Genomic DNA, 21,043 nt, shown 5'->3' with positions numbered 1-21,043 from the left:
TTTTCGGAAGCAACTTTTATATAATACCTGATATTTTTTATGAATGCAATACTTTTTTTAAAAAAGTTTATCATCCATTTTCTATCAGCACTGCTTAAAGAAGCAGCTCAATTAATATACCACCTTTTCGCCTAAAATGAAACTGGAATTTATCGCTAAAAATCTTCTTTTTCTATTCTATGTCTTTTTCTCAGGACATATTTTATAGCAAGCGGGAGGGATTAGATGAATTGGGATGAGGAATATGATGTGTTGGTAGTAGGTTCGGGAGCAGCTGGTTTCTCAGCCGCTTTGACTGCTCAGCTTGAAGGTATGCACACTCTATTAATCGAAAAGGAAAGCAAATATGGCGGTGCTTCTGCCCTATCAGGAGGAGGCGTCTGGATTCCGAATAACCGCTATTTAGAAGAAGCGGGAGTTAGCGACAGCCATAAGGAGGCAAAGCGGTACTTAGATGCCACAGTTGGAGACCGGGTCACCGAACCTGTTAAAGACACCTACTTACGGAAGGGCATCGAGATGCTTGATTACTTTTATCAAAAAACAGAGCATATGAGATTTGCCTATGCACGAAACTATGCTGATTATTATGCTCATTACCCAGGCGGTAAAGCTCACGGACGGTCAATAGAACCATTGATTATCGACGCTAGGAAGCTTGGCAGCTGGCGACAGTTAATGATCAGCCCTACTATCCCCACAAAGGGCTTTACGATGACCGGGCAGGATTTCCATAAGATAAATATGATTACACGCACCACTGCAGGGAAGATGCGATCTATGCGCCTGGGCTTAAGAATGGTCAAATCTAAAATCACCCGGGCTAAACTCACTTCTCTTGGACAAGCTCTCATTGCTCGTTTCGCCCTTTCCTACAAGGAGGCCGGAGGGAAATTAGCACTTAACACGGCATTTACGGACTTCATTATTGATGATGACCGTGTTGTTGGTATCAAAGTGAAAAAAGACGGAAGGGCACAATCAATTAAAGCAAGAAAGGGAGTCATTCTTGGTTCTGGTGGATTCTCAAGAGATCAGAATAAACGGGAGAAGTATCTGCCCAAGCCTACTAATATGCAGTGGACCTCCTCCCCCACGGGCCAGACGGGCGACATCCTCTCACCAGCTGCTAAATTAGGGGCAAAGTTCGCCCTAATGGATAAGGTTTGGGGAGCCCCTTCTATTATTGACCACAATGGGAAACCGTTTTTCCTTGTCGCTGAGCGCGGTATCCCTAGTATGGTCATCACCGACCAGGATGGACATCGCTATCTAAATGAAGCGCTCCCTTATCATGAGTTCACAGACTTGATGTATGAGCATAATAAACGGACAAACGGAAAAGCAATCCCCTCTTGGTTCATCATCGACCGAAGAACCAAGAAGCGCTATCTAATTGCTGGTCAATTCCCGGGGCTGGATTTCCCGAAGGAATATTATGATCATGATATTGTAAGGACTGGCGATACCATTACCGAATTGGCGGAGAACTTGGGAATGGACCAAATCGAACTCATCGCTACAATCGAACGCTTTAACCAGCTAGCGAAAAGAGGAAAGGATGCGGATTTCGGCAGAGGCGATGTTCCTTATGACCGATACTACGGGGACCCAACGTTAAAGAATCCTAATTTAGATACCATTAATAACGGTCCCTATTATGCTCTTCGTGTCTATCCAGGCGATATTGGAACCAAGGGAGGCGTGGTAATTGATGAGAAGGCACGCATCATAAAAGAAGATGGATCGTTCATCAAAGGGGTATATGCAGCCGGCAATTGTTCCGCCTCCATTATGGGAGAATCCTATCCCGGACCAGGAGCGACCTTGGGGCCTGCCATGACATTCGGATATATCGCAGCGCTCGAATGCAGGAATGACGCGGTTTTGATGGACTAATCAATCGATTGATTAATGCTCTCTTGCATTTTTAACAGGGTTCCGAATCAATCGGAACCCTTTGATTATTCATAGAGACGAAGTAATAATCCCCATAAGAGGCTCCTTCTCTTCCATAGGAATCTGCTCAGATAATCGTGCCCCAGCAATAATTGGGGCCCATTGAAATACTTCCTCTTTTGAAAAATCTGCTTGTTGGCAATAGCTGTGTAAATAGTGTTCGGCTATGTCTCTCGAAAAAGAGGAAAGCAATAGATACGTTCGATAGAGATCTGCCCTGATGTCTCCCATGCTGGCATCTACCCAATCAACAATGGTCAGTCTATCTTTGCTCATGATGACATTAAACGGATGAAAATCCCCATGGCACAGCCTTGGTTCAAATTTGATCTTGTTCATCCTTTGGAATAATTGAACCTTCACAGCTTCTGGTATTTGCTCACTATGATTAATTTGGCGATACAGCTTATCTGGCATTCGTTCAATTGACGGGACTTTGGGAATCGCTTGATGGATGGTGCGATGAACACGTACACAAATATCCATGTAATGTTCCACCTGTTCCATATTTTCCACAAGCCTCTCTCCTATCGTTGGTCCTTCTATATATTCCATGATAAGAGCCTGTCTGCCTTCAATCTCCGTTACCATCACTATTTTTGGAACATCTAGACCGCAAGCATAGGCAAATGCCTGCTTCTTGGCTTCAAAATACACCTCTGTTGCAGGGAAGCCTTCTTTCATTAATTTAATGACCTTATCCTGGCTCCGATAGATAGATGCGGTGTTTCCGATGGCAAGCGGTTTTCCGAGCTTCATCCAACCCTCCCCCTTATCAAAATGATTTCTTAAATTAGCTTGATATAAGTGAATAACAAAGGCCAGAAACCTGCTCTTCCTTATTGCCAAATCCCTTCCTTGTTCCACTCTCCATTACTTTTTTCAATCACAGACTTTCCTTGGACTACTATTTTGACTAAAGAGAGTGACATCTCCCTCCCTCTACCCGTTATGTATTCGTAGAAAAAAGGATCTTTACCCTTGTTCGACCGGTAATACATCTAGTGTCAGCCTCACCATATCAAGGCATGGTATGCCATTCTCAAAGATATCTTCCTCATAATGTCGAATGAAAAAGTTACGATCAATCCCCGTTATCCGGAACCCGCATTTTTGATACAGCGCAAGTTGACTGATACTTGAATTTCCTGTACCTATTTCAAGCGTTTTATACCCTTGGCTTCTAGCTCTGTGGATTGCATGCATTACTAAAGCCTTCCCAATACCCATCCCTTGACGCTTTTCTTCCACAGCCAAATTAACAATCTCTATCGTTCCTGGCCTGGTAGGAAGCAAGACATACACACCGATAATCTCCCCATCCTCCTCTGATAAATAACATTCCCCTCTATGTAAATACTCCCCTATCATAGCCTTTGATGGGTCGGCTAATAAAAGCAAATTCATCGGCGGCTGTTCATCATCATTTAGTAAACGAATGTTCATTGCTTTGCCCCTTTCGCCAAATCCAACTCTAGATACTCGTTACTTTCCATAAATCCAATCTTTTTATATACCGGTCTGCCCATCACCGAAGCGCCCAGCCAAATTTTTGTAATGCCTGCTGCCCGCACTTCCTCCACAAGCATTTCTAATAGCTTTTTCGCAATCCCTCTGCCCCGATACCGTTCATCCGTAAACATATTAGCGATGTACGCCTTCATTCCTGTCGGATTTGTATAACTTGGCGGAAATTCATAAAACAGCACAGCCCCGCAAGCTACAACCTCTTCTAGGTCCTCAACCAGCCACTGAACCAACGTACCGTCACAAAGCTTTCGTTCATAGAAAGATTGCAGTTCGTCATCCATATTACTAGATGGTTCAATCCCTTCATCTATTAACTGTCGTTTCCTCAGTTCCATCATTACGGCAATATCCCTTTTTGTCGCCTTTCGGTATTCCATTCTCCTATCTCCCCTCATGCCTCTATATCATAACTTTACATGATTTTACAAAATGGAGCACCTGATATTCGAGTGATAATTGGCTGTTATTACGGATCTAGATTGAGATAGCAGTCTTGCCTCTATTTTATGTTCCTCAAGGAAACGGGTTACTCCGTTTAGATTCCATTGTTTTCGTGGCAACCTCTATTTGCTCCCTTAACCTTTGGGTTTTTCTCCTTTAAAATTGGACATTGATTAAGTCCATATAATTGTGTAAAAAAAGAGAGTCATTTTATTCACTCTTGGCAACACTGTTTTCAGCTACGAAAAATTAGTGGAAAAGAGGAATATAAATGACTCAGTTACAGTTTAACCTTGATATGGACATTTTAAAAGAATCCGTTATTAATTCTAATCTAGATACTGTCATTAAATCGGCGGTTGTATTGGTCTTAAACGAGTACATGGAGAAAGAGAGAGATGAGTTCATCCAAGCCTCGGCTTATGAGCGCACCAACCAGCGACGTGATTTTCGAAACGGCTACTATGATCGTGAGTTGACGATGAGTATCGGCAAGCTTGAGTTGAGGGTTCCCAGAACTCGAAGTGGTGACTTCTCCCCTACGGTCTTCGAGAAATATGCTCGTTGTGACCAAGCCTTCATCTTATCCATGCTGGAAATGGTGATCAATGGAGTCTCTACCCGTAAGGTAACACATATCATCGAACAGCTTTGCGGTGAAAGTGTCTCTAAATCATTTGTTTCTTCTCTTACTCAAAAGTTGGATCCCGTTGTGAACGAGTGGGCAAATAGACCATTAAATATGGATACTTATCCTTATCTTTTCGTGGATGCCATGTACATTAAAGTGCGGGAAAACCATCGGGTTGTATCAAAAGCTGTCTATATAGCGACAGCTATAACGGAGAAAAACAAAAGGGAAATCCTCGGCTTGAGCATAGATCATGTGGAAAGCTTCGAAAGTTGGTCGAGATTTTTCCAACAGCTTAAATCTCGTGGTCTCCAATCCCCAAAACTCGTGATTTCCGATGCACATCAGGGTTTACAGAAGGCCATCCAGCGTGAGTTCATTGGGACTAGCTGGCAAAGATGTAATGTCCATTTTAAGCGCAACATAATCGAGAAGCTTCCCAAAAAGAATTCGGAAGAAATACGGAGCATGATCAAGCGAGTATTCGGAGCTGTAAAAATAGAGGATAGCCGGCGTTTCAAGGAGGAATTAATGAAGCAATTTAGTGACGAACCTAAGTATGAAAAGGCCCTGGAAATACTTGATGATGGATATGAAGATACCATCCAATACATGAGTCATCCCGCGAAGATGCATCCTCATATCCGTAGTACAAACTCACTGGAACGACTAAATCAGGAAGTCCGCAGAAGAGAAAAGGTCATACGGATTTTTCCAAACACCCAATCTGCGTTTCGGTTAGTGGGAGCTGTTTTGATGCATTATCAAGAATCTAGCTATGACAAGAAAAAATCTCTTGGTAAATAGGTCTATTTTAAACTTCCATCCATGATGATTTCACAATCAGTGAAGGTAGTCAAAGGAAAGGGCGTCTTTGACAACCTTCACTGATTGTGAGCTAGGGAACCATGGAAGTTTCGCTCAAAAAAATGTAGGGGGAAACAACAAACCAATCAAACTAAGTTAGCGGAAAACAGTTGTTTTAGTAATTTACACAAAATTGAGGACTTGACTTGGACATTCGCCCATAGAGACCTGGGCTCGCCCTTACCTGAGATTTATCGCCCATATATGTCAGATTTCCGCCCTTAAATAGAAGAAATTCGCCCTTAAATCTTAAAATCACGGAAGTAGGAGATAAAAAAATAAACCCATCTATCTCCTCTCCATCAAAAATGACTAGATAACGTAGTTTTTTAGAAGATATTTTGCTTTTTCTTCTCAAAATCTTTGAAAACTAACCCTCTGTTAAGCCATTTTCATTTCCCTTGCATCTCCATGATGCCCTGAAAACACAAAAAAACCAGCTCACAACTAGAACTGGTTTTCGCTTGCCCGGCAACGTCTTACTCTCACAGGGGACGCGCGGCCCCAACTACCATCAGCGCTGAAGAGCTTAACTTCCGTATTCGGAACCTGATCAGCGATAAGCGGTGGACTTCGGCGTCGGCCGCACTCGTTCAGTCCAGTGCGTACACCATACATTCCGGGCTTCTCTCACTTGCCTTCTGGATCTCCTTGCTTCTCCCCAATCGGGGATGCCTGCTGCCAGTTCGGATAGACTTCATCAACTTTTATATTCTCTTTCGAGAAAATATAAAACACAAAAAAACCAGTTCAATACTGAACTGGTTTCCGCTTGCCCGGCAACGTCCTACTCTCACAGGGGCGTGAGCCCCAACTACCATCGGCGCTGAAGAGCTTAACTTCCGTGTTCGGAATGGGAACGGGTGTGGCCTCTTCGCCATCGTTACCGGACTTATAAAAGAATGTTGAATCATTCTTTCAAAACTGGATAATGTTTGTTTGGCATATGCGTTTGTTCTTGGTTAAGTCCTCGAACGATTAGTATCCGTCAGCTCCATGTGTCGCCACACTTCCACCTCGGACCTATCTACCTGATCATCTTTCAGGGTTCTTACTAGCTTGCGCTATGGGAAATCTCATCTCGAGGGGGGCTTCATGCTTAGATGCTTTCAGCACTTATCCCGTCCGCACGTAGCTACCCAGCTATGCTCCTGGCGGAACAACTGGTACACCAGCGGTGCGTCCATCCCGGTCCTCTCGTACTAAGGACAGCTCCTCTCAAATTTCCTGCGCCCACGACGGATAGGGACCGAACTGTCTCACGACGTTCTGAACCCAGCTCGCGTACCGCTTTAATGGGCGAACAGCCCAACCCTTGGGACCGACTACAGCCCCAGGATGCGATGAGCCGACATCGAGGTGCCAAACCTCCCCGTCGATGTGGACTCTTGGGGGAGATAAGCCTGTTATCCCCGGGGTAGCTTTTATCCGTTGAGCGATGGCCCTTCCATGCGGAACCACCGGATCACTAAGCCCGACTTTCGTCCCTGCTCGACTTGTAGGTCTCGCAGTCAAGCTCCCTTGTGCCTTTACACTCTGCGAATGATTTCCAACCATTCTGAGGGAACCTTTGGGCGCCTCCGTTACTCTTTAGGAGGCGACCGCCCCAGTCAAACTGCCCACCTGACACTGTCTCCCACCCCGGTTCAGGGGTGCGGGTTAGAAGTTCAATACAGCGGGGGTAGTATCCCACCGACGCCTCCACCGAAGCTGGCGCTCCGGCTTCAAAGGCTCCTACCTATCCTGTACAAGCTGTACCAAAATTCAATATCAGGCTGCAGTAAAGCTCCACGGGGTCTTTCCGTCCTGTCGCGGGTAACCTGCATCTTCACAGGTACTATAATTTCACCGAGTCTCTCGTTGAGACAGTGCCCAGATCGTTACGCCTTTCGTGCGGGTCGGAACTTACCCGACAAGGAATTTCGCTACCTTAGGACCGTTATAGTTACGGCCGCCGTTTACTGGGGCTTCAATTCGCACCTTCGCTAATGCTAAGCGCTCCTCTTAACCTTCCAGCACCGGGCAGGCGTCAGCCCCTATACTTCGCCTTGCGGCTTCGCAGAGACCTGTGTTTTTGCTAAACAGTCGCCTGGGCCTTTTCACTGCGGCTCACCTGGGCTTTGACACCCTGGTGAGCACCCCTTCTCCCGAAGTTACGGGGTCATTTTGCCGAGTTCCTTAACGAGAGTTCTCTCGATCACCTTAGGATTCTCTCCTCGCCTACCTGTGTCGGTTTGCGGTACAGGCACCTTCTTCCTCGCTAGAGGCTTTTCTTGGCAGTGTGGAATCAGGAACTTCGGTACTCTAGTTCCCTCGCCATCACAGCTCAGCCTTGTGTGATGAGCGGATTTGCCTACTCATCGGCCTAACTGCTTGGACGCGCATATCCAACAGCGCGCTTACCCTATCCTACTGCGTCCCCCCATCACTCAAATGGAAGAGAGGTGGTACAGGAATATCAACCTGTTGTCCATCGCCTACGCCTTTCGGCCTCGGCTTAGGTCCTGACTAACCCTGAGCGGACGAGCCTTCCTCAGGAAACCTTAGGCATTCGGTGGAAGGGATTCTCACCCTTCTTTCGCTACTCATACCGGCATTCTCACTTCTAAGCGCTCCACATGTCCTTCCGGTCATGCTTCACAGCCCTTAGAACGCTCTCCTACCACGCATACCATACGGTATGCATCCGCAGCTTCGGTGATACGTTTAGCCCCGGTACATTTTCGGCGCAGAGTCACTCGACCAGTGAGCTATTACGCACTCTTTAAATGGTGGCTGCTTCTAAGCCAACATCCTGGTTGTCTGGGCAACTCCACATCCTTTTCCACTTAACGTATACTTTGGGACCTTAGCTGGCGGTCTGGGCTGTTTCCCTTTTGACTACGGATCTTATCACTCGCAGTCTGACTCCCGAACATAAGTCTTTGGCATTCGGAGTTTGTCTGAATTCGGTAACCCGATGAGGGCCCCTAGTCCAAACAGTGCTCTACCTCCAAGACTCTCAGTTCGAGGCTAGCCCTAAAGCTATTTCGGAGAGAACCAGCTATCTCCAGGTTCGATTGGAATTTCTCCGCTACCCACACCTCATCCCCGCACTTTTCAACGTGCGTGGGTTCGGACCTCCATCCAGTGTTACCTGGACTTCATCCTGGACATGGGTAGATCACCTGGTTTCGGGTCTACGACCACATACTCATACGCCCTATTCAGACTCGCTTTCGCTGCGGCTCCGTCTCTTCAACTTAACCTCGCATGGGATCGTAACTCGCCGGTTCATTCTACAAAAGGCACGCCATCACCCGTTAACGGGCTCTGACTACTTGTAGGCACACGGTTTCAGGATCTCTTTCACTCCCCTTCCGGGGTGCTTTTCACCTTTCCCTCACGGTACTGGTTCACTATCGGTCACTAGGGAGTATTTAGCCTTGGGAGATGGTCCTCCCGGATTCCGACGGAATTCCTCGTGTTCCGCCGTACTCAGGATCCACTCGGGAGGGAACGAAGTTTCGGTTACAGGGTTGTTACCTTCTCTGACGGACCTTTCCAGGTCGCTTCGCCTACCCCGTTCCTTTGTAACTCCACAATGAGTGTCCTACAACCCCAGAAGGCAAGCCTTCTGGTTTGGGCTGGTTCCGTTTCGCTCGCCGCTACTCAGGAAATCGCGTTTGCTTTCTCTTCCTCCGGGTACTTAGATGTTTCAGTTCCCCGGGTGTGCCTTCATACACCTATGAATTCAGTGTAAGATACTGCTCCATTACGAACAGTGGGTTTCCCCATTCGGAAATCTCCGGATCAAAGCTTACTTACAGCTCCCCGAAGCATATCGGTGTTAGTCCCGTCCTTCATCGGCTCCTAGTGCCAAGGCATCCACCGTGCGCCCTTATTAACTTAACCGTTAAAAAACTCTTACTCGGTTTTTATACATTAATGACGCATTACTTTGCCTTACTACATTATCCAGTTTTCAAAGAACAATTTTCAGAAGGATTGCTCCTTCAAAACTAAACAAAACTACTTGGCTGAGGCAGTCTATATTCCTTAGAAAGGAGGTGATCCAGCCGCACCTTCCGATACGGCTACCTTGTTACGACTTCACCCCAATCATCTGTCCCACCTTCGGCGGCTGGCTCCCGTAAGGGTTACCCCACCGACTTCGGGTGTTACAAACTCTCGTGGTGTGACGGGCGGTGTGTACAAGGCCCGGGAACGTATTCACCGCGGCATGCTGATCCGCGATTACTAGCGATTCCAGCTTCATGCAGGCGAGTTGCAGCCTGCAATCCGAACTGAGAGTGGTTTTATGGGATTTGCTTAACCTCGCGGTCTTGCTGCCCTTTGTACCACCCATTGTAGCACGTGTGTAGCCCAGGTCATAAGGGGCATGATGATTTGACGTCATCCCCACCTTCCTCCGGTTTGTCACCGGCAGTCTCCCTAGAGTGCCCAACTGAATGCTGGCAACTAAGGACAAGGGTTGCGCTCGTTGCGGGACTTAACCCAACATCTCACGACACGAGCTGACGACAACCATGCACCACCTGTCACTCTGTCCCCCGAAGGGGAACGCCCTATCTCTAGGGTTTTCAGAGGATGTCAAGACCTGGTAAGGTTCTTCGCGTTGCTTCGAATTAAACCACATGCTCCACCGCTTGTGCGGGCCCCCGTCAATTCCTTTGAGTTTCAGCCTTGCGGCCGTACTCCCCAGGCGGAGTGCTTAATGCGTTAGCTGCAGCACTAAGGGGCGGAAACCCCCTAACACTTAGCACTCATCGTTTACGGCGTGGACTACCAGGGTATCTAATCCTGTTTGCTCCCCACGCTTTCGCGCCTCAGCGTCAGTTACAGACCAAAGAGTCGCCTTCGCCACTGGTGTTCCTCCACATCTCTACGCATTTCACCGCTACACGTGGAATTCCACTCTTCTCTTCTGCACTCAAGTCCTCCAGTTTCCAATGACCCTCCACGGTTGAGCCGTGGGCTTTCACATCAGACTTAAAGGACCGCCTGCGCGCGCTTTACGCCCAATAATTCCGGACAACGCTTGCCACCTACGTATTACCGCGGCTGCTGGCACGTAGTTAGCCGTGGCTTTCTGGTCAGGTACCGTCAAGGTGCCAACCTATTCGAATGGCACTTGTTCTTCCCTGACAACAGAGCTTTACGACCCGAAGGCCTTCTTCGCTCACGCGGCGTTGCTCCGTCAGACTTTCGTCCATTGCGGAAGATTCCCTACTGCTGCCTCCCGTAGGAGTCTGGGCCGTGTCTCAGTCCCAGTGTGGCCGATCACCCTCTCAGGTCGGCTACGCATCGTCGCCTTGGTGAGCCGTTACCTCACCAACTAGCTAATGCGCCGCGGGCCCATCCGTAAGTGTTAGCTAAAAGCCAACTTTCCCTCTGACACCATGAGGTGTCAGAAACTATTCGGTATTAGCACCGGTTTCCCGGAGTTATCCCAATCTTACGGGCAGGTTGCCCACGTGTTACTCACCCGTCCGCCGCTAATCATCCGGGAGCAAGCTCCCATCTGATTCGCTCGACTTGCATGTATTAGGCACGCCGCCAGCGTTCGTCCTGAGCCAGGATCAAACTCTCCAAAAGATGTTTGATCTAGCTATTAAAAATAAAACATTGACGAGAGTTAAACTCTCAAGTTTTAAGACTTGCTTAGCGTTTCGTTTTGTTTAGTTTTCAAAGAGCAATTTGTCGTATCTTGACGACATTTACTACTATATCAGAATAACAATCTGTTGTCAACCATTTCTTTTAATGTAAATAGATGACATTCGTTATTCACTGTTGCTTCAGAAGCAACTTTTAAATCATACCACCTTCACCAATCAGAAGTCAACAACTTTTTGTAACTTATTATTTGTTTTCTTCTTTTTGTTCGGTGTTCACTAATAGTAGCACGCTTCGTCACGGACTGTCAACAAATAATAGGTAATTTCAATTTTACAAATCCTTTTCCCTCTATCTATATATTAATATATTGTTTATAAAACGTATTCCGCTCTCGCAAAATCCTGTTTTCATAACGGACACAGCCATCGACTTTAACTACTCCTCCTATAAATAAGCCCGCCGCCTGCATTCATCCAGCAGGCGGCGGGTAAACTTTATACAACTCTTTCAACATCGGCCTCAGTAATATGCATGATTTCATCTTCACCTAGTTCAACAAATCCCGTCTTCAATATCTCAACCTTTTCTCTTTCCTTCAGGTTGGTGATCACTACAGGCGTAATAATGGATGTAGTATTCAGGGAGATATACTCTAGATCAAACTCCATGAGTATTTGACCTTTTTCAACACGCTGACCTTTTGCTATTTTCGCATCAAAGCCTTCACCGGCAAGTTTTACCGTATCAATTCCAACATGAATCAAAAACTCATACCCTTCGTCTGATACGATTCCAACAGCATGCTTCGTTGGGAACACATTTATAATCAGGCCATCTGTCGGAGAGACTACAATTCCTTCAGCAGGAATGATGGCAAACCCATCTCCCATCATCTTTTCAGAAAAGACCGGATCTGGCACCGTTGTAATTGAAACTAATTCACCCGCTAATGGTGCGATAAAGCGCTCCTTTGAGAACTCTGTTCGTATACACGCAGGATTCACTTCTTCAATTCGCCGCTTAACCTTGCTATTGATATTAATCATGCTTACTTTTGCCGGCTGAGGCTTATGGTCCTCCATAATATCTCTCATTTGTGTCTTGATTATTTCAGAACGCGGCCCAAAGATGGCTTGAATATTATTGCCGACAATCAATACACCTGCAGCGCCAAGCACTTTAATCTCATCTTTATCCACACTCTGAATATCCTGTACTTCTACACGCAAGCGCGTGATACAGGCATCAAGATGCTTGATGTTCTCTTTTCCGCCCATCGCCTCTAGTATGTTATATGGCAATTCTCCTACATTGCCTGCTTCACCAGCTGTCTCGCTTCCTTCCTCCCGCCCTGGTGTCATCAAGTTCCATTTACGAATAGCAAAACGGAAGCCAAAATAATAAATCACGGCAAGGACAAGCCCAACTGGTATCACCAGCCACCAAGCGGTTCGATTCGGCACAATTCCGAATAGGAGATAATCAATAACTCCTCCAGAAAAGGTCATCCCGATTTTCACATTTAATAGTTGCATCGTCATGAAGGATAGACCCGAAAATACAGCATGGATCCCAAATAAAACGGGTGCCACGAATAAGAATGAGAATTCGAGAGGTTCTGTAATACCCGTCAGGAAGGAGGTTAAAGCAGCAGAAGCCATCAAACCGCCGACCACCTTCTTTTTCTCAGGCTTCGCTTCATGGTAAATGGCCAGAGCAGCTGCCGGCAATCCGAACATCATAAATGGGTATTTCCCTGACATGAACGTTCCCGCTGTGATTTCAGCTCCATCTTTCAATTGGGCAAAGAAGATTGCTTGATCACCGCGGACAATTTCTCCTGCAGCATTTACATACTGGCCAAACTCATACCAGAATGGCGAATAAAAAATATGATGAAGCCCAAATGGAATCAACGAACGTTCAATGATTCCAAAAACAAATGTAGTAAGTGTCAAATTGGATTCCAGCATGCTTTGAGATACTACGTTCAAACCATGCTGGACCAGCGGCCATATAAAGGCCATCGCAATCCCAAGAACAAGCGAAGCTGCCGCTGCAACAATTGGCACGAAGCGTTTCCCCGCAAAGAATCCAAGGTATGGCGGAAGCTCAATCGTGTAATATTTATTGTATAAATAGGAAGCTAAAAGGCCGACATTAACCCCTCCGAATACGCCGGTTTGCAGGGTTGGTATCCCAAGGACATTTGCATAAGCTGGTTCACTCGCAACCAGGGAATCCGTCACATTCAGCATAACGCCCATGGTTACATTCATCATTAAATAACCAACTATAGCCGCTAGACCAGCAACCCCTTCCCCGCCGGCTAGACCAACAGCTACACCGACAGCAAAGAGCAATGGCAGATTATCAAAGACCACTTGTCCTGAATTCTCCATCACTGTTGCAATCTTTTGAACCCACCCTATATCGAGAAAGGGAATTAAATCTATCAGATTTTGATTATGAATGGCATTCCCTAAAGCAAGCAGAATCCCTGCCGCAGGCAAGATGGCAACCGGCAGCATCAATGCTTTCCCCACCTTCTGCAAAACACCAAATACTCTTTCAAACATTTTTTCGCCCTCCTTATGTTCATTCGTTGTTAGCATTCGGATGAATGGAAATCAACTCACCGCCATTTATTTTATCAATCACAAAGGGTTCAAAACAGAACAACAACTGTTCCCTCGGTAAACTCCACCAAAAGGAAGTCACTTTCTATACATATAAAAACCCCTGTATCTATAACAGATACAGGGGTTCACATATAAATCCGTTTTATTTCAAGAAAATAAAGTAGCAAACAAATATAATGAACATTCCATACATAATTGGATGAATTCGTTTTTGATTGCCAGTAAGCAGCATAGTGATTGGATAGAAAATGAATCCACAAGCAATACCAGTGGCGATACTGTTTGTCAATGGCATCATGATGATTGTCAAGAATGCCGGTACAGCCACTTCAAGCTTGTTCCATTCAATATTCTTAAGAGATCCGCACATCAAGACCCCAACCAAGATCAATGCCGGTGCTGTTACAGCTGATGTGATAACAGATAACAGTGGATAGAAGAATAATGCCAGGATAAACAGAACACCTGTAACAACTGCGGCAAATCCAGAACGAGCTCCAGTTGCTACCCCTGCTGTTGATTCGATATAAGAAGTTGTCGTTGATGTTCCGAATAATGCACCCGTAATCGTCGCAAGAGAATCAGCGAACAATGCCTTGCCAGCACGCGGAAGCTTGTTATCCTTCACGAAACCAGCTTGGTTCGCTACAGCCATCAAGGTACCAGCTGTATCGAAGAAGTCAACGAACAAGAATGTTAAGACAACGATTAAGAATTGAACCGTAAAGATATCAGATTGTACTGGATTTAAGTAGGGTTCAAGCGCCACACCGAATGTCGGTGCCACACTTGGGATTGAACTGAATACCGCGTTCGGAACAGCAATCAACCCTGCGATCATTCCGATAATAGCCGTGATGATCATCCCATAGAAGATTCCGCCTCTAACACCTTTCACCATGAAAATAACTGTGATGAATAATCCAGCTACAGCCAGCAATGTATTGCCATCCGTTAAATCGCCAAGCGCCACATATGTGTTTGGATCAGCGACAATTAATCCCGCATTTTTCAAACCAATAAATGTAATGAACAACCCAATACCAGCGCCTACTGCAAATTTCAGTTCAGCCGGAATGGCATTAATAATCTTTTCACGAATACCCGTCAAGGTTAAGATGGCAAAGATAACACCAGACGCCAACACTCCGGAAAGAGCGGTCTGCCAAGGAATTCCCATAGTAAGAATGACTGTATAAGCAAAGAATGAGTTCAAGCCCATACCCGGTGCAAGCGCAATTGGGTATTTCGCGATCATTCCCATGAAGAAGCAGCCAACTGCTGCTGCAAGTGCAGTGGCAACGAATACAGCTCCGTGATCCATACGCATAGCATCAGGCAAGTTCTCGACATCTGCCAATGTCAGCTGCAATGGGTTGACGACTAGGATATAAGCCATCGCAAGAAAGGTTGTTAATCCCCCAATAAACTCTCGTTTGTAATTTGTGCCGAGTTCATCAAATTGAAAATATTTTTTCATTTCTCTTGTAACTCCCCTTCTCTTCATACCATCATGTTCATCTCTACGTTGTAATCGCCAAGAATACAAAACACCCCGAAACCATATCCGTTTCGGGGTGACAATAGGTAAGAGAATACACCCATAGTCCGGGTATATCATCATTTACTCGTAGTCAAGCCATTAACGGTAGCTCGGTAGAAACTTATGGGCCATATCCCCATGATTATACGAAGATTATTAAATTATGTGATTAGTTCTTTAGTATTGTAACAACATAATGACTGATGGTCAACAGAAAAACGAACGATTGTATTATTTTTTACATCTTTGTTCGCCTCTATTATTAAATGAGTACTCCCCTATCCCATCCACTAGCAGAATCCGCCGGAATTGGCAGAAAATGTGCATGTTTGATCTTACTATATAAATAGATAAAGGGGTATAAAGTAGAGGGGGCGATTAGGATGAACGATTTCGTATTGACAACAAGAAAACTGACAAAAGTATTCGGCAATCAGTTAGCAGTTAACGACGTGAATATACATGTGAAGCCCGGACATATATACGGCTTGATTGGCCGAAATGGGTCAGGGAAAACAACCATTATGAAGATGGTCTTAGGCCTATCGAAAAAGACAGATGGGGAGATTTTGATCTTCGGCAAGGCGCCGGAAAGAAATGCGCATGAGGTTTATCATCGAATTGGGTCCACCATTGAAACTCCTGGCTTTTATCCAAATATGACAGCACGGGAGAATCTCGAGGTATTTGCCAGCCTCAGAGGAACCATTGATGGCCAATCAATCAGAAAGGCTCTCCATACCGTTGAGCTCCCCTATGAGGACAAGAAGCATTTCTCCCAATATTCACTTGGGATGAAACAAAGGCTGGGCATCGCCAACGCCATCATGCACAATCCGGACATCCTTATATTAGACGAACCGGCGAATGGGCTTGATCCGATCGGGATTGCGGATATAAGAAATCTAATTAAGTCACTAAGCCGTGATTATGGAAAGACCATTCTTATCTCAAGCCATCAACTGACGGAGATGGAACAAATGATAACACAGGTAGGTTTTATCCATAATGGCAAGCTCTTAAAAGAATGTGATTATGAAGACTTGCTAAAAAGACGAGGAAGCTATATATCTGTCAAAACATCTGACATAAAAAAAGCATGCGCCATATTGAGGCAGCAATTAAATATAGATGACTATTCAGCAAAGGATAATGGAGTAGTGGAAATCTTCGACCTGACTCATGACCCATCTGCCATAAACCGAGCGCTAATCATGGCGGAAGTAGATGTATCAGCAATCGGGCTAAAAACGAATGGACTGGAGAAGTATTTCTCCAGCCTGATAGGGAGTGGAGAACATGCGTAACGGAATACGTGCAGAAATTTTAAAGGCAAGGCATGACAGAACATCTCTTATCTGTTCCGCTATCGCCCTGTGCGTCCCGCTTCTACTTATTATAAAAGAAAGATATATTCCGTCCTTAGACGATTATTTCAGCTGGCTCATGACAACCAACAGCCTTTATATATGGATATTCTCCGTCATGAGCAGTTTATTTATTACTTTTCTCATACAGCGAGAATACCAGGACCGCACAATCATCAATACATTGACCGCATATCCTTCCAGGTCATCTTTTATTATAAGTAAACTAAGCGTCTGGGCGCTTTGGTATGCAATCACATGGATAGTAGCTTTGATAATAATATGTATTGGTTATAGAATATTGTATCCAGATGAGTTCGGGGCAGCAGGCATCAAGCTGACCATAGAGCTTCTCGCGAAAAGCGGGGCCTTAAGTTTCCTGGCATTTACCCCTCTATTATGGGTCGCCATTAAACAACGGACTTCCTTTTATCCATCCGTTTTGATGGGGCTTTTATTCACCGCTATCATGATGGCCGGCTCACAAGCATCAGGCAATATGATTTTAGTCGCAAGCCTCATTCCATGGTCAGCCGTTTCAATTGCGAGTCTGATTCCGGACATGACGAATGGTTATTTCATTGTTTCAGGAATCTCCATTGTCCTTTGCGCAGTAATCGGCATATTTTTAGCGATTTATGCTTTTTCACGGCAGGATCAGTAAACAAAAACTCCCTTTTATCTGTAATACGATACAGGTAAAAGGGAGTTTTGTGGTTTTTATCCTATTCCCACTCGAAAATTTTACCCCCTACTAAGCAAATTTAGTTAGGTGATATGGTGTCATTTGATTCGGATCACACGGATTACCTGATATCGATATCTTGCAAAAATGGTTCCTATCAAAATGATATCAACTATTCTGCTGACCATTGCTTTCTACATGCTACAAACTGAAATTTTGAAGTCTGACTGTGTCCTAAAAGTAGAGCAGTTTTATAATTTCTTCCGTGTCAAAAAGAATCCAATGATTGCCCCAATAAAGATAATCGGTGCAAACCTGACAAACAGCCATTCAAATGCGTGAAAAGTTACTCCGACAACGGCGGTTTCAGGGTCACTATAATTCCATTCTAAGTAAGGACTGTTCAATACGATTAAGACCGCTGAAATAATCACTATGACCACACACAATGAGATAAGCAGCCAATGAAACGTCTTTTTTCTCATAATCTTCCTCTGTGCGAGCTGCAAGTTTATAATCTCCAGTTTTTCGGAAATAGCTTTTACGTCATCAACCTTCGACTCAGTAACAGTTTCTCCAAGCAACGTACTCACCGGTGTTTCAAGCACCTCTGATATGGAAATCAACATATCAGAATCAGGAACTGACAATCCCTGCTCCCATTTAGAGATTGTTTGTCGCACCACATTCAGCTTGATAGCAAGTTCTTCCTGCGAAAGACCTTTTGATTTTCTGATTGCTTTAATATTTTCGTTTAACATTAGGGATAACCTCCTTTTCGGCCGTTACCACTAGTGTGTGGGAAACTGCCCGTTGCTACAAGCAACGCAAGTTAACATTGGCTTCATCTACTGGATTTCAAGATGAAAATATTGATTGCATCCTTACAAACTCCGATTTGTCGAGTTATTTGCATGCATAATGATCATTCTCTTAAATATCAGAATCAAGTATGCCATAGATATAATAATCACACCATGTATTAACCATTTTTCCTTGCCGAATCATCCCTTCTCTTGTGAATCCGCATTTTTCTAGTATCCTTACAGAAGCAACATTTCGAATATCTACTTCTGCCCATAGTCGCTTAAGCTCTGTCTTTGTGAAGCAGAATTCAACTGTAGCCGCCAGAGCCTCGGTTCCATAACCTTTACCCTGCGACTTACTCGAAAGACGGATTCCTACAGAAGCCATGCGGTCCTTCTCTATCAGATATACCCAAATGAAAACTCTTAGTTGGTTTTGCTTCCTTCTCAAACATAAGCTCCGGATTCTTCTCAGCCTTACTTGGGCCTTTGCCCCAGTAGGTGTAAAGAGATTTATCAGGCATCCATTCTCTCAAAGCCGGAACATCTGCTGCGGTCATCGATCTTATTACTAATCTATCTGTTTCAATAGTTGGTTTATGGAAAATATAATCTGCAAGCGCCATGAAGATTCCCCCTAAAAATCAAATTCCGATTCCCAGTCAAATTCACCGCTTTCCTTGTATGACTTTGGCCATTAAGCACCCGATACCTATATTGTATAAAGTATAATTTATACTTCAACCGATTTTAGAACATCACCATATTTCTGGTATAGTGATTTTCAACTTCTGATTATTCTCACTGGTTTTAAAGGATACAACATATCAGAGCAGTATATTATGTAAAATCCAACTACACTAAAAAGCCCGCAGATAGTATGAACTACCGCGGACTTTACTATAATATCTGGGTTTTTTTCTATATCAGGTCTCCTGATTGCTATCATCTTGCTATCATTTGAGCAAAAACAGCGTTCAGAAAGCACGATATATCAAGGTTTCCAGCGTTTATTTGATTATTCCCATTCAATCGTCGCAGGCGGCTTAGATGTAATATCATACACCACGCGGTTGATGTGGTCGACTTCGTTTACGATACGTGTAGAGATTTTCTCAAGCACGTCCCATGGGATACGTGCCCAGTCAGATGTCATTCCATCGATGGAAGTGACGGCACGAATTCCGATTGTGTAATCATATGTGCGTGCATCGCCCATGACGCCGACGCTGCGGATGTCAGGAAGCACGGTGAAGTATTGCCAAATGTCGCGGTCAAGTCCAGCAAGGCGAATTTCTTCGCGAAGGATGGCATCAGATTCTCTGACGATTTCAAGCTTTTCTTCTGTTACTTCGCCAAGAACGCGGATTCCAAGACCTGGGCCTGGGAACGGCTGTCTCCAAACGATTTCATCTGGAATGCCCATTTCTGTTCCTAGTGCACGAACCTCGTCTTTGAAGAGTGTGTTCAATGGTTCGATCAATTGGAATTGCATGTCTTCAGGAAGCCCGCCGACATTGTGGTGGGATTTGATTGTTTGCGCAGTTGCTGTACCACTCTCAATGATATCTGTATAGAGTGTACCTTGAGCTAAGTAATCAATACCTTCTAATTTAGTTGCTTCATCATCGAATACATAGATAAATTCGTTACCGATGATTTTACGTTTTTGTTCTGGGTCGCTGACACCAGCAAGCTTAGACATGAAGCGTTCTTTCGCGTCTACTTTGATAACGTTCATGTTAAAGCCTTCGCTGAAGGTTTTCATAACGCCTTCTGCTTCGCCTTTACGTAGAAGACCATGATCAACGAAGATACATGTCAATTGGTCACCGATGGCTTTATGGATCAACACAGCTACAACGGAGGAATCTACACCGCCGCTGAGTGCGCAAAGAACTTGCTTGTCCCCAACCGTTTGGCGGATTTTCTCCATTTCCATTTCGATGAAGTTGGCCATAGACCAGTCGCCTTTACAGCCACATGCGCCAAATACGAAGTTTTTAAGCAAGTCATTTCCGTATTCAGAGTGGCGTACTTCCGGATGGAATTGGACCGCATATAGCTGGCGGCTGTCATCGCTCATTGCCGCAATCGGACATGATGGGTTCGTTGCATCGACCGCGAATCCTTCTGGTGCTGTTACAACATGGTCACCATGGCTCATCCATACTGTTTGATCTTCTGGAAGACCTTTGAACAAGACGGATTCATGGTTGACATGGATGTCAGATTTGCCGTACTCACGCTTGCTGGCACGCTCTACCTTCCCGCCGAAGTGCTGTGTCATCAATTGCATGCCGTAGCAAATACCCATGACTGGAATGCCCAAATCAAAGATGCGTTCATCACAAGAGAGAGCCGTTTTATCATAAACGCTGTTTGGCCCTCCGGAGAAAATAATTCCTTTCGGATTCAATTTCTTGATCTCATCAACGGTGATAGTGTGCGGGTGCAGTTCACTATACACACCGAATTCACGAATTCTCCGCGTGATTAACTGATTATACTGGCTTCCAAAATCAAGGACGACAACCATTTCCTGAATTGGAAGATCTGTTGTTTCTACCATTGCTTTCACCTCATTAGATAGTTTAGATCGGTTAATGTAAGCAATTAATCATCCTAAGGGGATGATCCATCCCTTAATCCTCCCATTCGTCCTAACAAAAGCATCAGGCATTAGCCGGTGCAGAAACGAATTCCCATATATCCTCATCAAAGCCGCTCTCGCATTCAATCATGCTCTAGACCGAGCAAGTTGAATAAAGAAAAACTAGAATCCCCATAATGCGCCTGCAGAATTCTAGTAGTCATTTATATTCTTCCCTCATAGTCAAATCATTTATCCGGTGATTTGGTATGAACTTTCGAACCTTATTTCCGAAATTATATGAAGGGTTTGGATGCTGTGTAATATTAACCTCGCATAATTGTAACAGTGAGTGAA

13 protein-coding genes, 3 rRNA genes and 2 riboswitches are annotated in these 21,043 nt (G+C 44.9%); of the genes, 4 read left to right on the top strand and 12 right to left on the bottom strand.

Annotation, left to right across the window (positions count from 1 at the left end; genetic code table 11):
- Window positions 1-225 precede the first annotated feature (225 nt).
- On the top strand, window positions 226-1,899 hold the full coding sequence (locus tag ACY8DX_RS01820; protein ID WP_462406110.1) for an FAD-dependent oxidoreductase: 1,674 nt from the start codon (window positions 226-228) through the stop codon (window positions 1,897-1,899).
- A 69-nt stretch (window positions 1,900-1,968) separates the two neighbouring features.
- Here ACY8DX_RS01820 and ACY8DX_RS01815 read toward each other — a convergent pair whose 3' ends face one another.
- From ACY8DX_RS01815 to ACY8DX_RS01805, 3 genes are all read right to left on the bottom strand, one after another.
- A complete protein-coding gene (locus ACY8DX_RS01815; RefSeq protein WP_462406109.1) occupies window positions 1,969-2,718 on the bottom strand; it encodes an aminoglycoside phosphotransferase family protein in 750 nt (249 codons plus the stop codon).
- Window positions 2,719-2,934: 216 nt separating this feature from the next.
- Complete coding sequence (locus ACY8DX_RS01810; RefSeq protein ID WP_462406108.1) at window positions 2,935-3,405, bottom strand: GNAT family N-acetyltransferase; 471 nt, start codon at window positions 3,403-3,405, stop codon at window positions 2,935-2,937.
- Complete coding sequence (locus ACY8DX_RS01805; protein WP_462406107.1) at window positions 3,402-3,866, bottom strand: GNAT family N-acetyltransferase; 465 nt, start codon at window positions 3,864-3,866, stop codon at window positions 3,402-3,404. Before ACY8DX_RS01805 ends, ACY8DX_RS01810 begins: the two co-directional genes overlap by 4 nt.
- 335 nt (window positions 3,867-4,201) lie before the next feature.
- On the opposite strand from ACY8DX_RS01805, the gene ACY8DX_RS01800 reads away from it, so the two are divergent.
- Window positions 4,202-5,368: an IS256 family transposase gene (locus tag ACY8DX_RS01800; protein ID WP_462405874.1), complete on the top strand. Its 1,167-nt coding sequence runs from the start codon at window positions 4,202-4,204 to the stop codon at window positions 5,366-5,368.
- Window positions 5,369-6,202: 834 nt separating this feature from the next.
- Here the strand turns inward: ACY8DX_RS01800 and rrf are convergent.
- The 5 genes from rrf to ACY8DX_RS01775 all read right to left on the bottom strand — a co-directional run bounded on the left by rrf (window position 6,203) and on the right by ACY8DX_RS01775 (window position 15,172).
- A 5S ribosomal RNA gene (gene rrf, locus ACY8DX_RS01795) occupies window positions 6,203-6,319 on the bottom strand.
- A gap of 67 nt (window positions 6,320-6,386) precedes the next feature.
- Window positions 6,387-9,322 (bottom strand): 23S ribosomal RNA (locus tag ACY8DX_RS01790).
- Window positions 9,323-9,470: 148 nt separating this feature from the next.
- Window positions 9,471-11,026, bottom strand: a 16S ribosomal RNA gene (locus ACY8DX_RS01785).
- Together the 16S, 23S and 5S rRNA genes form the textbook arrangement of a ribosomal RNA operon.
- A gap of 518 nt (window positions 11,027-11,544) precedes the next feature.
- Window positions 11,545-13,629, bottom strand: coding sequence for a glucose-specific PTS transporter subunit IIBC (gene ptsG, locus ACY8DX_RS01780; protein WP_462406106.1), 2,085 nt, complete (start codon window positions 13,627-13,629; stop codon window positions 11,545-11,547).
- Between the two features lie 205 nt (window positions 13,630-13,834).
- Window positions 13,835-15,172 (bottom strand): NCS2 family permease, encoded by a 1,338-nt coding sequence (locus tag ACY8DX_RS01775; RefSeq protein ID WP_439803204.1) that lies wholly within the window; start codon window positions 15,170-15,172, stop codon window positions 13,835-13,837.
- A 131-nt stretch (window positions 15,173-15,303) separates the two neighbouring features.
- A riboswitch (purine riboswitch) is annotated at window positions 15,304-15,405 on the bottom strand.
- Window positions 15,406-15,618: 213 nt separating this feature from the next.
- On the opposite strand from ACY8DX_RS01775, the gene ACY8DX_RS01770 reads away from it, so the two are divergent.
- Window positions 15,619-16,542, top strand: a complete 924-nt coding sequence (locus ACY8DX_RS01770; protein WP_462406105.1) for an ABC transporter ATP-binding protein — start codon at window positions 15,619-15,621, stop codon at window positions 16,540-16,542.
- Window positions 16,535-17,266 carry an ABC transporter permease gene (locus ACY8DX_RS01765; RefSeq protein ID WP_439803202.1) on the top strand — a complete coding sequence of 244 codons (732 nt, stop codon included), beginning with the start codon at window positions 16,535-16,537 and terminating at the stop codon, window positions 17,264-17,266. The genes ACY8DX_RS01770 and ACY8DX_RS01765 overlap by 8 nt, the downstream gene beginning before the upstream one ends.
- 272 nt (window positions 17,267-17,538) lie before the next feature.
- Here ACY8DX_RS01765 and ACY8DX_RS01760 read toward each other — a convergent pair whose 3' ends face one another.
- The 4 genes from ACY8DX_RS01760 to guaA all read right to left on the bottom strand — a co-directional run bounded on the left by ACY8DX_RS01760 (window position 17,539) and on the right by guaA (window position 20,665).
- On the bottom strand, window positions 17,539-18,048 hold the full coding sequence (locus ACY8DX_RS01760) for a helix-turn-helix domain-containing protein (RefSeq protein ID WP_049672369.1): 510 nt from the start codon (window positions 18,046-18,048) through the stop codon (window positions 17,539-17,541).
- Between the two features lie 172 nt (window positions 18,049-18,220).
- Window positions 18,221-18,481: a GNAT family N-acetyltransferase gene (locus ACY8DX_RS01755; protein ID WP_462406104.1), complete on the bottom strand. Its 261-nt coding sequence runs from the start codon at window positions 18,479-18,481 to the stop codon at window positions 18,221-18,223.
- Window positions 18,450-18,719 (bottom strand): GNAT family N-acetyltransferase, encoded by a 270-nt coding sequence (locus ACY8DX_RS01750; protein WP_462406103.1) that lies wholly within the window; start codon window positions 18,717-18,719, stop codon window positions 18,450-18,452. The genes ACY8DX_RS01755 and ACY8DX_RS01750 overlap by 32 nt, the downstream gene beginning before the upstream one ends.
- A gap of 392 nt (window positions 18,720-19,111) precedes the next feature.
- Entirely contained in the window at window positions 19,112-20,665 is a 1,554-nt protein-coding gene (guaA, locus tag ACY8DX_RS01745) for a glutamine-hydrolyzing GMP synthase (protein WP_462406102.1), read from the bottom strand.
- 241 nt (window positions 20,666-20,906) lie between these two features.
- A riboswitch (purine riboswitch) is annotated at window positions 20,907-21,010 on the bottom strand.
- Window positions 21,011-21,043 lie beyond the last annotated feature (33 nt).

The sequence above is a fragment of the Gracilibacillus sp. Marseille-QA3620 genome, assembly GCF_054950035.1.
Note: the sequence above shows the minus strand (reverse complement) of the source record. Positions and strands in the feature narration are given on the sequence as shown.